The sequence below is a fragment of the Chelatococcus sambhunathii genome, from assembly GCF_001418005.1.
GTDB classification, from domain to species: Bacteria; Pseudomonadota; Alphaproteobacteria; order Rhizobiales; family Beijerinckiaceae; genus Chelatococcus_A; species Chelatococcus_A sambhunathii.
Genome location: NZ_LIOL01000013.1, coordinates 55,954 through 70,413 on the forward strand (window position 1 = coordinate 55,954; position 14,460 = coordinate 70,413).

10 protein-coding genes are annotated in these 14,460 nt (G+C 68.5%); 9 read left to right on the plus strand and 1 reads right to left on the minus strand.

Going from position 1 to position 14,460, the window contains the following annotated elements; all coding sequences use genetic code 11:
* Positions 1–122 precede the first annotated feature (122 nt).
* The 7 genes from rpsT to gyrB all read left to right on the plus strand — a co-directional run bounded on the left by rpsT (position 123) and on the right by gyrB (position 9,063).
* Positions 123–389 carry a 30S ribosomal protein S20 gene (gene rpsT / locus ASC46_RS18490; RefSeq protein WP_055460772.1) on the plus strand — a complete coding sequence of 89 codons (267 nt, stop codon included), beginning with the start codon at positions 123–125 and terminating at the stop codon, positions 387–389.
* A 945-nt stretch (positions 390–1,334) separates the two neighbouring features.
* Positions 1,335–2,876, plus strand: a complete 1,542-nt coding sequence (gene dnaA, locus ASC46_RS18495) for a chromosomal replication initiator protein DnaA (RefSeq protein WP_245280622.1) — start codon at positions 1,335–1,337, stop codon at positions 2,874–2,876.
* Between the two features lie 162 nt (positions 2,877–3,038).
* On the plus strand, positions 3,039–4,157 hold the full coding sequence (dnaN, locus tag ASC46_RS18500) for a DNA polymerase III subunit beta (RefSeq protein ID WP_055460773.1): 1,119 nt from the start codon (positions 3,039–3,041) through the stop codon (positions 4,155–4,157).
* Between the two features lie 83 nt (positions 4,158–4,240).
* The gene (recF, locus tag ASC46_RS18505) at positions 4,241–5,431 is read left to right on the plus strand and encodes a DNA replication/repair protein RecF (RefSeq protein ID WP_055460774.1); all 1,191 of its coding nucleotides are present in this window, start codon (positions 4,241–4,243) and stop codon (positions 5,429–5,431) included.
* A gap of 219 nt (positions 5,432–5,650) precedes the next feature.
* A complete protein-coding gene (locus ASC46_RS21375; RefSeq protein WP_141659717.1) occupies positions 5,651–5,824 on the plus strand; it encodes a DUF817 domain-containing protein in 174 nt (57 codons plus the stop codon).
* A 32-nt stretch (positions 5,825–5,856) separates the two neighbouring features.
* Positions 5,857–6,480 (plus strand): LysE family translocator, encoded by a 624-nt coding sequence (locus tag ASC46_RS18510; RefSeq protein ID WP_055460796.1) that lies wholly within the window; start codon positions 5,857–5,859, stop codon positions 6,478–6,480.
* A gap of 156 nt (positions 6,481–6,636) precedes the next feature.
* Positions 6,637–9,063: a DNA topoisomerase (ATP-hydrolyzing) subunit B gene (gene gyrB / locus ASC46_RS18515; protein WP_055460775.1), complete on the plus strand. Its 2,427-nt coding sequence runs from the start codon at positions 6,637–6,639 to the stop codon at positions 9,061–9,063.
* 56 nt (positions 9,064–9,119) lie between these two features.
* Here gyrB and ASC46_RS18520 read toward each other — a convergent pair whose 3' ends face one another.
* Positions 9,120–10,094, minus strand: a complete 975-nt coding sequence (locus tag ASC46_RS18520; RefSeq protein ID WP_055460776.1) for an OmpA family protein — start codon at positions 10,092–10,094, stop codon at positions 9,120–9,122.
* A gap of 447 nt (positions 10,095–10,541) precedes the next feature.
* Here ASC46_RS18520 and ASC46_RS18525 point away from each other — a divergent pair, with 447 nt between their 5' ends.
* Together ASC46_RS18525 and ASC46_RS18530 are read left to right on the plus strand one after the other, a co-directional pair.
* Positions 10,542–12,347 carry an ABC transporter ATP-binding protein gene (locus ASC46_RS18525; RefSeq protein ID WP_055460777.1) on the plus strand — a complete coding sequence of 602 codons (1,806 nt, stop codon included), beginning with the start codon at positions 10,542–10,544 and terminating at the stop codon, positions 12,345–12,347.
* Positions 12,348–12,588: 241 nt separating this feature from the next.
* Positions 12,589–14,448, plus strand: a complete 1,860-nt coding sequence (locus ASC46_RS18530) for an ABC transporter ATP-binding protein (protein WP_055460778.1) — start codon at positions 12,589–12,591, stop codon at positions 14,446–14,448.
* The last annotated feature ends 12 nt before the right edge of the window (positions 14,449–14,460 follow it).

A 14,460-nucleotide genomic window follows, 5' to 3' on the forward strand; every position in this document is an offset into this window, starting at 1 on the left:
ACTATAAGCCCGCCCTCATGGACAGCGGCTTGATCGCTGTCATTTCCGTTCAACCGCCACCACCGATCCCGATCGCCCGGCCCTTTGCCGCGCGGCCAGATCGGGACGATACGAGGATCACCATGGCGAACACCCCGTCGGCCAAGAAGGCGACGCGCAAGATCGCCCGCCGCACCGCCGTGAACAAGGCGCGCCGCAGCCGCATGCGCACCTTCATCCGCAAGGTCGAGGAAGCGATCGCGACGGGCAACCAGCAGGCCGCGCTCGACGCCCTGAAGAACGCTCAGCCGGAGCTGATGCGCGCCGCCCAGAAGGGTGTGCTGCACAAGAACACCGCTTCGCGCAAGGTCGCGCGCCTGACGCATCGCATCAAGGCACTGCAGGCCTGAGGCCACAGAGGCGGCACCCACCATGCCGCCGAGCGGGCCTGCGAACGGGTCCAAAGGAGCCTGGCCTTGGCCGGGCTCTTTCCTTTTGGGGCGGCGACACGGACCGTTCTGGCGGCCTGACCGGGGCACCGGCCCGGCGACTCGGCACGGCGCAGAAACGGCGCCATCGCCGGCAGGTTTTCCGGCGTCGGACGGCTTGACAAAACGGCGTCTTGCCGGGGTGGTGCGACCGCAGCCTGGTCGCCGTGACCGCGCAGACAAAATGCCGTGCTGACAAAACTTTAGGGGGCAAAGGGCTGCACCCGGCCCGAATCCCTCCCGCCCGAGGCGGCCCGGACGCGTCGGTCGGCCGATCGAAACAATGCCTTCGAAGCGCCTCCACGCTTTCGGTCGCGCCTTTAAACTCGCTGGATCCACAAGGAGTTGCACGCAATTGCCCCCGCCTCGCGAGAGCCCGCCGATCGATTTGCGCGCCCCGGTATGACAACACAACCGATAGTCGTGTTGCGTCGGATCGGCCCTTGGCGTAGGGTCATCTCACCTCGCCGCCACGGCTGAGGCTCTCAATAGCAAGTCAGAAGCATTAAGCCTCATTTCGGGGGAGGGGTTCGTGTTGTCTCGAAGACAAAGCGTCGTGCCACGCAGTTGCTTCAGCTCGAACCCATTGACTCATCCCCGTGGATTGCGGAAAAGCCTGTCGATACAGGCAAGGGATCGGACAAGCGGCATAAGAACGAACGAATAAGAACTTTTCCTACATAGCTGGTCCGGATTCGATTGCAGCGAGAGCACCGGGGTGTCGTTGCCGCGAGATGGCGACGGCAGACGGGGTTCTTTTTGCGGAACTCAATCGTCGGTAGCGAAAAGCGTCCAGCGGCGCTGCGGGGTGACCTGCATCGCACGGGTGCTTTCTGCACCAAACAAGAAGAACGAGGAGCTGGGGCGATGTACAAAGGCGAAGAGAGCGTGATCGAAACCAAGGGTGTGGCCGCTCCGCACGGACACGTGCCCTATATCGATGACGCTCGCAGCGCCGCCGGCGGCAGCGAGGACCTGTCAGACGCCTGGGGACGCGTGCGCCGCCGGCTGCGGGCCGAACTCGGCGAGGACGTGTTCTCGAGCTGGTTCGGCCGGCTGGAGTGCGACGGTCTTGCGGCCGGGACCGCCCGCCTGTCCGTGCCGACCCGCTTCCTCAAAAGCTGGATCGAGTCGCACTACGCCGATCGCGTTCTGGCGGTCTTCAAGGCCGAGCATGCAGCGGTCAGCCGCGTCGCCTTCTTCGTCCGCGGCGCGGTGACGCGCGAAATGCCCGTGGCCGCCCGCCCGAGCGAGCCGGCCACGGCCCCCCCGCGCGCGGCCGCCCCTGTCGTGGCGCGTCCTCGCGTCGCAGACGAGGCGCGCGAGAGCACGAGCGAGAAGGCCGCGGCCCCGGATCTTGCCGACGACAGCGCCGCCAATGCGCTCGACCCGCGCCTCACCTTCTCCACCTTCATCGTCGGCCGCTCGAACGCCCTCGCCCATGCCGCCGCCGACCGCATCGCCCGCCATGACGGCGGCGCGCCGCTCTACAATCCGCTCTATCTCCATGCCGGCGTCGGCCTCGGCAAGACGCATCTCATGCAGGCCATCGCCCATGAGGCGCAGGGCCGCGGCAAGCGCGTCATCTACCTGACGGCCGACCGTTTCATGTACGGTTTCGTGGCCTCGCTGAAGGCCCAGACGGCCCTTGCCTTCAAGGAGCGCCTGCGCGGCATCGACATGCTCGTCATTGACGACGTGCAATTCCTTCAGGGCAAGTCGATCCAGCAGGAATTCGGCCACACCATCAACGCCCTGCTCGATGCCGGGCGGCAGATCGTCGTGGCGGCGGACCGTCCGCCATCGGACCTCGAGGCCCTCGACGAGCGCGTGCGCTCGCGCCTCGCCGGTGGTCTCGTCGTCGAGATGTGCCCGCTCGACGAGGAACTGCGTTCCCGCATCCTGTCGATGCGCATCGCCGCGGTGCAGGCGCTGCATCCCGCCTTCGAGGTGCCCGAGGCCGTCGTCGCCTATGTGGCCCGGGTCATCGCCACCAACGGGCGAGACCTCGACGGCGCGGTCAACCGCCTGCTCGCCCACGCGACGCTGACCGGCTCGCCCCTCACCGTCGAGACCGCCGAGGCGGCCGTGCGCGACCTGGTGCGCACCCGCGACCCCAAGCGCGTCAAGATCGAGGACATCCAGAAGCTCGTTGCCGGCCGTTACAACGTGTCGCGCGCCGACCTCCTCTCCGAGCGCCGTACGGCGGCCGTCGTCAAGCCGCGACAGATCGCCATGTACCTCTCCAAGGTGCTGACCCTGCGTTCGCTGCCCGAGATCGGCCGGCGCTTCGGCGGGCGCGACCACACCACCGTGCTGCATGCCGTGCGCAAGATCGAGAAGGCGGTGGGCGACGACCCGGCGCTGAACGAGGAGGTCGAGCTGCTCAAGCGCATGCTGCAGGAGTGAGCGGCCGCAGCCCGAGCTGCCGCGCCCGCCACTGTTGACACACCCGTTGCCGCCCTTGCACAAGGGCCGACAAGACGGCATTGTGCGTGCCCCGGTGGGCTATCAGCCAGCCGGGCAAGCGAGCCTCATGCGCCTTCGGGCGCCAAAGGGAAACGGGCGGTCATGAAGGTCACGGTCGAGCGGGCGGCGCTCCTCAAGTCGCTCGGGCATGTGCATCGCGTCGTCGAGCGGCGCAACACCATTCCGATCCTGTCGAACGTGCTGCTGCGCGCCGAGAGCGGCATGCTGCATCTCAAGGCGACGGACCTCGATCTCGAAGTCACCGAGGCGCTCGCCGCCGATGTGGAGATGGCGGGCGCGACCACCGTGCCCGCGCACGTGCTCTACGACATCGTGCGCAAGTTGCCCGACGGCTCCCAGGTCTCGCTCGAGACGGGCGGCGACACGAGCCAGATGCTGATCCGCTCGGGCCGTTCGCGCTTCACGCTGCAGGCCCTGCCCGAGAGCGACTTCCCCGACATCGCGGCCGGCGAGATGCCGCACCGCTTCACCCTGCCGGCGGGCGAGCTGAAGCGCCTCATCGACAAGACGCAGTTCGCGATCTCGACCGAGGAGACGCGCTACTACCTCAATGGCATCTATCTCCACACCATCGAGAGCAACGGCATGCCGGTGCTGCGCGCCGTGGCCACCGACGGGCACCGGCTCGCCCGCGTCGAGACCACGGCTCCCGAAGGCTCGGCCGGGATGCCCGGCGTCATCGTGCCGCGCAAGGCCGTGGCCGAGGTGCAGAAGCTGCTGGAGGACGCCGAGGCGCAGGCAAACGTCGAACTGTCCCCGAGCAAGATCCGCCTGTCGATCGGCTCGGTCGTCCTCACCTCCAAGCTCATCGACGGCACCTTCCCTGACTACCAGCGGGTGATCCCGGCCGGCAACGACAAGCAACTCGTCGTCGAGCGGGCGAGCTTTGCCGCCGCCGTCGACCGTGTCTCGACCATCTCCTCCGAGCGTGGCCGGGCCGTAAAGCTCGCCCTCGCCGACGGCCGGCTGACGCTCTCGGTCACAAACCCCGATTCGGGTAGCGCAACAGAGGAAATCGAGGTCGATTACGAGGCCGAAGCGCTCGATATCGGCTTCAACGCCCGCTACCTCCTCGACATCACGGCCCAGCTCGACGGCGACACGGCGCTGTTCAAGCTCGCCGACCCCGGTTCGCCGACACTGATCCAGGACCGCGAGGGCGCAAGCGCCCTCTATGTCCTGATGCCGATGCGGGTGTAAGCATCCGGACGGAACGGCGCGCACGCCTCGCCGGTCTTCGGCAAGAGGCGCGGCGGGGTGCCGCGCCGCTGTGTGACGAGGCGATGACCGAGCAACCGCCACCTGCTGCATTGCCGCCGACGGGCGCGGCCGCGCCGTGCCGCGTGACGCGCCTCGGCCTGCGCGACTTCCGCAGCTATCGCGCCCTCGACGCCGACATCGACGCGCCGCTCGTCGCCCTCGTCGGCGAGAATGGCGCCGGCAAGACCAACGTGCTCGAGGCACTGTCGCTGTTCACGGCGGGCCGCGGTTTGCGGCGTGCTGATCTCGCTACGATGGCGGCGCATGAGGGGCCCGGCACCTTCTCCGTCGCTGTCGCGCTCGACACCCGCTGGGGCGGCGTCCGGCTCGGCACGGGAACGGAGCGCGCGCCGGACGGCGGCCTTGCACGCCGCTGCCGGATCGACGGCGAGACGGCGGGCTCCCCGGCCGCCTTCGCCGAATATGTGCGCGTCGTCTGGCTGACGCCGGCACTCGACGGCCTCTTCACCGGCACCCCCGGCGACCGGCGGCGCTTTCTCGACCGGCTCGTCCTCGCCGTCGACCCCGCCCACGGCACGCGCGTCAATGCCTTCGAGCGCGCCCTGCGCAGCCGCAACCGCGTGCTCGAGGAGCATCCACGCAACACCGCCTGGCTTGACGCCATCGAGACCGAACTCGCCGAGCTCGCCGTCGCCGTGGCCGCCGCCCGGCGCGAGACCGTCACCCGTCTCGCCGCCCTCATCCTCGCGGCCCGCGACGACGCCTCGCCCTTTCCCTGGGGCGATCTCGCCATCGCGGGCGCGTTCGAGGACATGGCCGCCGACCGGCCGGCCGTCGAGGTGGAGGATCTTTACCGCGCCCACCTCGCCGAGAGCCGCATGCGCGACCGGGCCGCCGGGCGCACGCTCGCCGGCCCGCAGGCGAGCGACCTCACCGTGCGCCACGGGCCGAAGGACACGCCGGCCGCCGAATGCTCCACCGGCGAGCAGAAGGCCCTCCTCATCGGGCTCGTGCTCGCCCATGCCCGCCTCGTTGCCGCCATGAGCGGCCTAGCCCCGCTCGTGCTCCTCGACGAGATCGCCGCCCATCTCGACCCGCGGCGGCGCGCCGCGCTTTACGGCACGCTTGCCGCACTCGGCAGCCAGGTCTGGATGACCGGCGCCGATCCGGCCCTCTTCGCCGACCTGCCCGCGGACGCCGTGCGCTTCGCCGTGACGCCGGGCCGGCTCACACCGGCTGCGCCCGCCGCATGAAACGAGCGCTGGTGCCGATCATGCTCACCGGGCAGGTCTGAGGCCATCGGACTGACCGGTCCATCGTCACGACGGCCCGTCGCCGCGGCAATTCTCGTGCAGGTCGCCTCCATCCTGCTGAAGCTCGGTGAGCTGCAGGAAGCCTACATTATCCGCCCTAGCCATGTCCCGGCACGGGATTGACCATCTTCAAGACGCACGCCGGCAGCTGATCCCGCAGTGGCGCTGCGCATCGGCGGCGTGCCGCTCTTTGCCGGCTTCATGTGCGGGCGTCGGCAAGCTGCACGTCACCGTCGCCCATCCGCCGCCGGAATGATTACGCCGGCGATGCCGGACTTCGCGGATGCCGGCATTTCTGCTAAGAACGGGGCGGTCGCCGGGGAGAAGCGCTGATCCGCCCGCGACGCATGGAGTTGCTGCTGTTCATGTCCGGTCTCGACCTCACGGGTCTTCTCGTCTTCGCCGGTACGCTCGCCGTGGCGGCCGCCTCACCCGGTCCCGGCATCGCCGCGATCGTCGCGCGTGTGCTCGGCCGCGGCACACAGGGAGCCGCCGCCTTCACGGCCGGCCTCGCCATCGGCGATGTCGTGTGGCTGACCTTCGCCGTGACGGGCCTCGCCGTCCTCGCCCAGACCTTCCATGGCGTCTTCCTCGTGGTGAAATACGCCGGCGCGGCCTATCTGCTCTATCTTGCCTGGAAGCTGTGGAGTGCCCCGGCCGAAGCGCGCGAGATCGAGGCGGACCGCCGGCGTGAGCACCCGGTTAAGCTGTTCTTCGCCGGGCTCGCCGTCACGCTCGGCAACCCCAAGGTCATCGTCTTCTATCTCGCGCTCGTGCCGAACATCGTCGACCTCGCCCGCCTCGATGCCGTGGGCTATGTCGAACTCGTCGTCGTGACGCTGAGTATTCTCGCCGCGGTCTTCTCGGCCTATATCGTCCTTGCCGCCCGCGCGCGCCGCCTCTTCACGAGCGCTCAGGCGGTGCGCCTCGTCAACCGCGCCACCGGGACGATGATGGCCGGCGCGGCCGTTGCGGTGGCGAGCCGTTGACGGGACGCATCGGAGCCAGGGCAAGGCTGCAAATGAGGCCGCAAAAGCGGCCGCAATACGTGCAATCGCCCGGTTGAGACACTAAATTCAATAGTCGAATCAAGCCTGTCGCACGCTTCGCGTGCGGCTCAGGATCATTGACAGGATTATCGCCCCATGGCCGAACCCGCTCGCGACCTCAACCCCGACTCCTACGGCGCCGATTCCATCAAGGTGCTCAAGGGGCTCGATGCGGTGCGCAAGCGCCCGGGCATGTACATCGGCGACACCGACGACGGCTCGGGCCTGCATCACATGGTCTACGAGGTCGTCGACAACGCCATCGACGAGGCGCTGGCCGGCCACGCCACCGAGGTCACGGTGACGCTCAATGCCGATGGCTCCTGCACGGTGACTGACAACGGCCGCGGCATTCCGACTGACCTGCATGCCGAGGAGGGTATCTCGGCTGCCGAAGTCATCATGACCCAGCTGCACGCCGGTGGTAAGTTCGACCAGAATTCGTACAAGGTCTCCGGCGGCCTGCACGGCGTCGGCGTCTCCGTCGTCAATGCCCTGTCGAGCTGGCTGAAGCTGCGCATCTGGCGCGGCGGCAAGGAACATTTCGTCGAGTTCCACCACGGCGATGCCGTGGCCCCGCTCACGGTCGTCGGCGAGGCGGGCGACAAGCGCGGCACGGAGGTGACTTTCCTGCCGAGCCCTCAGACCTTCTCCATCACCGAATTCGACTATGCGACGCTGGAGCACCGGCTGCGCGAGCTCGCCTTTCTGAATTCGGGTGTGCGCATCGTCCTCACCGACAACCGGCATGCCGAGCGCAAGCGCGAGGAGCTGTGCTACGAGGGTGGCGTCGAGGCCTTCGTGCGCTATCTCGATCGCACCAAGAGCCCGCTCATCACCAAGCCGGTGGTGCTGCGCGGCGAGCGCGACGGCATCGGTGTCGAAATCGCCTTGTGGTGGAACGACAGCTACCACGAGACGGTGCTCGCCTTCACCAACAACATTCCGCAGCGTGACGGCGGCACGCATCTGGCGGGCTTCCGGGCCGCGCTGACGCGCCAGATCACGGGCTATGCCGAGGCGAGCGGTCTCACGAAGAAGGAGAAGGTCTCGCTCACCGGCGACGACTGCCGCGAAGGCCTCACCGCCATCATCTCGGTGAAGGTGCCCGATCCGAAGTTCTCCTCCCAGACCAAGGACAAGCTCGTCTCCTCGGAGGTGCGACCTGTGGTCGAGGGGATCATGAACGAGGCCCTGTCGACCTGGCTCGAGGAGAATCCCTCCGACGGCAAGACAGTGGTGAGCAAGGTCGTCGAGGCCGCCGCGGCTCGCGAGGCGGCGCGCAAGGCGCGCGAGCTGACGCGGCGCAAGGGCGCGCTCGACATCGCCTCCCTGCCCGGCAAGCTCGCCGACTGCCAGGAACGCGACCCGGCCAAAGCCGAACTCTTCATCGTGGAGGGCGATTCGGCCGGCGGCTCTGCCAAGCAGGGCCGCGCCCGCGAGTATCAGGCCGTGCTGCCGCTGAGGGGGAAGATCCTCAATGTGGAGCGCGCGCGCTTCGACAAGATGCTGTCGAGCCAGGAGATCGGCACGCTGATCACCGCTCTCGGTACCGGCATCGGCCGCGAGGAATTCGCGCCCGACAAGCTGCGCTACCACAAGATCATCATCATGACAGACGCGGACGTGGACGGCTCCCACATCCGCACGCTGCTGCTCACCTTCTTCTTCCGCCAGATGCCGGAGCTGATCGAGCGCGGGCACCTCTACATCGCGCAGCCGCCGCTCTACAAGGTCACGCGCGGCAAGTCGCAGCAGTACCTGAAGGACGAGCGGGCGCTTGAGGACTATCTCATCGACGGCGGCCTCGAGGGCGCGCTCCTGCGGCTCGGCAACGGCGAGGAACGCGCCGGCGCCGACCTGCGCTCCCTCGTCGAGGAGGCGCGCTTCGTGCGCCAGATGCTGGGCAGCCTGCACACCCGCTACAACCGCACCGTGGTTGAGCAAGCGGCCATCGCCGGGGCGCTGCGCCCGCAGGTGGCGGAGGAGCCGGCCGAAGCTGAAGCGGCGGCCAGCTATATCGCCCGCCGCCTCGACGCCATCGCCGAGGAGACCGAGCGTGGCTGGGAAGGCCGGGCGGAAGCCGGCGGCTTCGTCTTCGCTCGCACGGTGCGCGGCGTGCGCCAGGCGGTGAGTCTCGACGCGGCGCTCCTCGCGTCCTCCGAGGCGCGCAAGCTCGATGAGCGCGCCGCGAGCCTGCAGGACGTCTATGCCAAGCCCGCCACCTTCGTGCGCCGCGGCGACGAGAGGACGATCGACGGGCCCGTCAGCCTCTTCGACGCCGTCATGGCCGCCGGCCGCAAGGGCATACAGTTGCAGCGCTACAAGGGCCTCGGCGAGATGAACCCGGACCAGCTCTGGGAGACGACACTCGACCGCGAGAACCGCTCGCTCCTGCAGGTGAAGATCCGCGAGGTCGACGAGGCCGACGACATCTTCGTCAAGCTGATGGGCGACATTGTCGAGCCGCGGCGCGAGTTCATCCAGGAAAACGCCCTGTCGGTGGCGAACCTCGACGTGTGACGGCGGCGGCAGATTGCCGGCGGCGCACGCCCGCAATCCGGCCCGCCTGCCCGCCGTCAGCGGGCGACTTCGACCAGCGGCCCGACGACGGCCGAGCCGCCGGCCCCAAGCTGGAAGTTCTTGCCGACATAGTCGAACGAGAACAGCTGAAGCTCCTTCCGGATCGGCACGCCCGAGGGCGAGTGCCGCCACACGTTCGGTGCCTCGATCGTGGTGTGGATCGCCGTCACGCCGCGCGGCCCGATGCCGCCGCCGATGGACGAGACCGTGCTCAGGCTGTCGCCCAGTTCCTCCCAGGTGATGGGCAGCGGCGACGTGAGCGGCTCGAAGTCCATGTTGGTTCCGGCCGGCGAGGTCAGGAGCGTCTGCACCGCCTGCTTCACCGGCCCGCCCTTCAGGCTCAGCGACTGGCCGAACCCGGCACTCGGCGCAATATAGGCCCGCTGCTCGCCGGTCGTCCTGTTGCGGAAGACGAAGACGTTGAAGCCGATCACGACACCCGGCAGGATGTTCGACACCGCGCCGCCCGGCGAGGCAACCGCCCAGTCCGAATAACGCTGCCCGCCCGGCAGCGGCGGCAGGGGCCGCGGCCGTGGCTTGATGTCGGGTGGAGGCGGCGGAGGCGGGATGTCGCCGATGAAGATGTGGACCTCCACCGCGCGCATGTCGGCCGAATTGTCGCTTTCGGCGGCGTTGTAGCCTTCCTCGCCGCGCGCTTCCCAGAGGTCGATGGCGCTGAGGGCGCGCTCGTCGAGGCCGCCGATGAACTTGAGGACCGCATTGGTCCGGTCGTTCGACAGGCGCTTGTTGTAGTTGGCGTCCCCGATCTTCGAGGCGAAGCCGATCAGCCACATGTGGAAGCCGGACTGGCTCTTCACATAGGCCATCTTCTCCGACAGCCATTGCTTGTGCTGTCCCTCGAGGGCCGCACTGCCCGTGTCGAAATCGATCAGCCGGCCCTTGATATAGGCGTTCGATCGTACATACGGCCCGACAACCTGTTCCCTGACCGGTGGCGTTTTCCTGGCCATGATGGTCCTCCCGTCCGGAGATGGCCGAAAGCAGGAAGAGCTTAGCATTTGCCGCGCCGGAGGAAGTGATCTCCCGCACCAGACTGCGGGACCGCCTGTGGCTCCGATGCCACTCCGTCCACGCGACATGCGCGCTCCCGCCGCACCGGACTTGCCCAAAAACTGATCACGCTGTACAAAGAGCGCCCCTAACTCACCCCGCAGGAGGGCGGACATGACAGTTATCCGTCATACGCAGATGCCCTTTGCCATGCTGCGGGCGGGCGCCGGCATTTCGCCGAGCGGGCGCAAGCGCCGTTAGGTCGCGAGCGGCTTAGGCCGCCGACCCCACTTTCCACCTCCTATCCATTTCGGGACCGGGCCTTGGCCCGCGCGCCGTCGTGCGCGCGTCGCCGGCGCCAGTTTCCCTCATAAGGGCCGCCCGCGCCGCGCGGGCGTGATCGAACCGTGACCGCCGAACAGACCCGGCGCACGGGGGCTTTTCGCCCCGTGCTCGCCTTCCTCTGGCGCCGATGGCGATGCCATCCCGCGCTGCTCGCCGCCCTCATCGGCGGCCTCGTCGTCGCCACCGTCGCCGACGTGCTGGTGCCCGTCTTCGCCGGCCAGCTTGTCGACGCCATCGCCCGCAGCGGCGAGACCGGACGCGAGGAGGCGCTCGCAGCCGCGCTCGTCGCGCTCGGCCTGCTTGCGCTCATGGGGCTCCTGGTGCTCGCCGGCCGCATGACGGGCATCCTCGCCATCATCGAGCTGACGCTGAAGGTCATGAGCCGCACCGGCTCGGATGCCTTCGAGCGCGTGCAGCGCTTCTCGTCGGACTGGCACGCCAACAGCTTCGCCGGTTCGACGGTGCGCCGCATCAGCCGCGGCATGTGGGCCATCGACCTTGTCGGCGATACCGTCTTCATCGCTCTCCTGCCCTCGGCCATGGTGCTCTTGGGTGCGACGCTGCTGCTCGGCTGGCGTTGGCCCCTCATGGGCCTCCTCGTCGCAGCTGGCGGCGTACTCTATGTCGTGCTGACGGTGCTCCTGTCGCTGCTCTGGGTGGCGCCCGCGGCCCGGCTGTCGAACAGCTGGGACACGAAGCTCGGCGGCGCCATGGCCGATGCCATCGGCGCTAATGCCGTGGTCAAGGCCTTCGGTGCGGAAGCCCGGGAGGACGCACGCCTCGCCGCCCTGATCGACAAGTGGCGTCGCCGCACGCGGCGCACCTGGCTGCGCAGCTCCGGCTCGGAGGCACTGCAGATCGTCACCCTCCTCGCCCTGCGCATCGGCATCGTCGCCGTCGCCCTGTGGCTGTGGTGGCGCGACGAGGCAAGCGCCGGCGACCTCGCCACGGTGCTCACCATGTTCTTCATGGTGCAGGGCTACCTGCGCGACGTTGGCTACCACATCTCCAACCTGCAGCGCGGCGTCAACGAGATGGAGGAACTCGTGGCCATGCACGACACGCCACTCGGCGTGGAGGACCTGGCGGATGCGCGGCCCCTGTCCGTCAAGCGGGGGGAGATCGTGTTCGAGCGTGTCGACTTCCGCTACGGCGGCCACCCGACGCCGCTCTACCGCGACCTCAACCTCACGATAGCGCCCGGCGAGAGCCTCGGCCTCGTCGGCCCGTCCGGCTCGGGCAAGACGACGCTCGTCAAGCTCATCCAGCGCCTGCACGACGTCACCGGCGGCCGCGTGCTGATCGACGGGCAGGACGTGCGCCATGCGACGCAGGCATCGCTGCGTGCCCAGATCGCCATCGTGCAGCAGGAGCCGGTGCTGTTCCACCGCTCGCTGGCCGAGAACATCGCCTATGCGAAGCCGGGGGCGACGATGGAGGAGATCCGGCGCGCAGCGGCGCTCGCCAATGCGGACGCCTTCATCAACCGCCTGCCCCGCGGCTATGCGACGCTCGTCGGCGAGCGCGGCGTCAAGCTCTCGGGCGGCGAACGCCAGCGCGTCGCCCTGGCGCGGGCCTTCCTCGCCGATGCGCCGATCCTCATCCTCGACGAGGCGACCTCGGCCCTCGATTCGGAGAGCGAGGCGGCGATCCAGCAGGCCATGGCGCGGCTCCTCAAGGGCCGCACGGCGCTCATCATCGCCCACCGTCTGTCGACGGTGCGTGCGGTCGACCGCATCCTCGTCTTCGACCACGGCGTCGTCGTCGAGGAGGGCAGCCACGAGGAACTCGTGGCCCGGCCCGGCGGCCTCTACCGCCGCCTGTTCGAGCGCCAGGCGCTGGAGCTGACGGACGGCTGGCGGCCATGAGGCCGCCGGCCCGCGGAGCGCGGCTTGATCTCAACCCTGGTCGAGGTTCTATAACGCCGCTCCGCCCTCGAGCCACCCGCCGGACCCGCGATCCGGCCGGGCGTGCAACGAAGCGAAGGAGCCACCATATGCCCCTGGCCATGCTCTTTCTGCCCGCCTGAGGAGGCGGCAAAGGTCTCGCTTTCCCGCTGCGGCGGCCCTCCCCGCCGGCCGCAGCTCCATCGATTTTCGTCTGGACGCCATGTTCCGCTTCTTCGAAACCCTCGTCGATCCGTTCCCCAGGGCCGAGGCCGTCGCGCCGCCGCGCCGGCTGGTGCCGTTCGTGATGCATTATTCGCGCCCGGTGCTGCCCTGGCTGATCGTCATGGCGGTGCTGACGGCGGTGATCTCGATCATCGAGATCAGCTTCGTCGGCTTCATGGGCTCATTGGTCGACTGGCTGGCCAAGGCGGACCGCGCCACCTTCTTCGAGACGCACGGCTGGCCGCTCATCGGCATGGCGCTGCTCGTCGTCGTCGGTTTTCCGCTCGCCGTCCTCGCGCAGTCGCTCGTCACCCACCAGACGATCTTCGGCAATTATCCGATGATCGCGCGCTGGCTGACGCACCGCTATATCCTCGACCAGAGCATGGCCTTCTTTCAGGACGAGTTCGCCGGCCGCGTCTCGCAGAAGGTGATGCAGACGGCGCTCGCCGTGCGTGAGACGGTGATGAAGCTCATGGACGTCGCAGTCTATGTCATCACCTACTTCCTCGGCGCGCTGGTCCTCCTCGCCAGCGCCGACCTGCTCCTGATGCTACCGCTCGTCCTCTGGCTCCTCGCCTATGCCGGGCTCATGATCTTCTTCGTCCCGCGGCTCAGGGCCATTTCCATGCAGCAGGCCGATGCCCGGGCCGAGATGACCGGACGGGTGGTCGACAGCTACACCAACATCCAGACCATCAAGCTCTTCGCCCACACTCGCCGTGAGCTCGACTACGCGCGCGATGCCATGGGCGGCTTCATGGACACCGTCTATCGGCAAATGCGGCTCGTGACGTGGCTCACGGTCGGGCTGCACACCACCAACGCCCTGCTGCTCGCCGGCGTCGCCGGCCTGTCGATCTACGCCTGGCACCAGTCGGCGCTGTCGATGGGCGCCATCGCCGTCGGCATCGCCATTGTGCTGCGCCTGCGCGGCATGTCGGACTGGTTCCTGTGGGAGGTCGCCGGGCTCTTCGAGCAGATCGGCACGGTGCAGGACGGCATGAACACCATCGCCCGGCCGACCGCCATCAAGGACCGGCCGGACGCGCGCGAGCTCGTCGTGTCCAGAGGCGAGATCCGCTTCGAGCACGTGCGCTTCAACTACGGGCGCGCGTCCGGCGTCATCGACGATCTGTCGCTCGTCGTGAGGCCCGGTGAGAAGGTCGGCCTCGTCGGCCGCTCGGGCGCCGGCAAGTCGACGCTCGTCAACCTGCTGCTGCGCTTTTACGATGCCGAAAGCGGGCGCATCCTCATCGACGGGCAGGATATCGCCGGCGTCACCCAGGCGTCGCTGCGCCGGCAGATCGGCATGGTGACGCAGGACACCTCGCTCCTGCACCGCTCCATCCGCGACAACATCGCCTACGGCCGGCCGGAAGCGAGCGAGGAGGAGATCCGGGCGGCCGCCCGGATGGCCCATGCCGACACGTTCATCGACGACCTCACCGATCCGGCGGGCCGCCACGGCTACGACGCCCATGTGGGCGAACGTGGCGTCAAGCTGTCCGGCGGCCAGCGCCAACGCATCGCCATCGCCCGCGCGCTCCTGAAGGACGCGCCGATCCTCGTGCTGGACGAGGCGACCTCCGCCCTCGATTCGGAGATCGAGGCGGCCATCCAGGAGCAGCTCTATGCCCTGATGGAGGGCAAGACGGTGATCGCCATCGCCCATCGCCTGTCGACCATCGCCGTGCTCGACCGGCTCGTCGTCATGGACGGCGGCCGCATCGTCGAGACCGGCACGCACGAGGAACTCCTGGCCCGCGGCGGCCTCTACGCCGCCCTGTGGCATCGCCAGTCCGGCGGCTTCCTCGGCATCGAGACGGACGAGGCGAGCGAGACGGCACCGGCCTGAGGCGTTACTGGC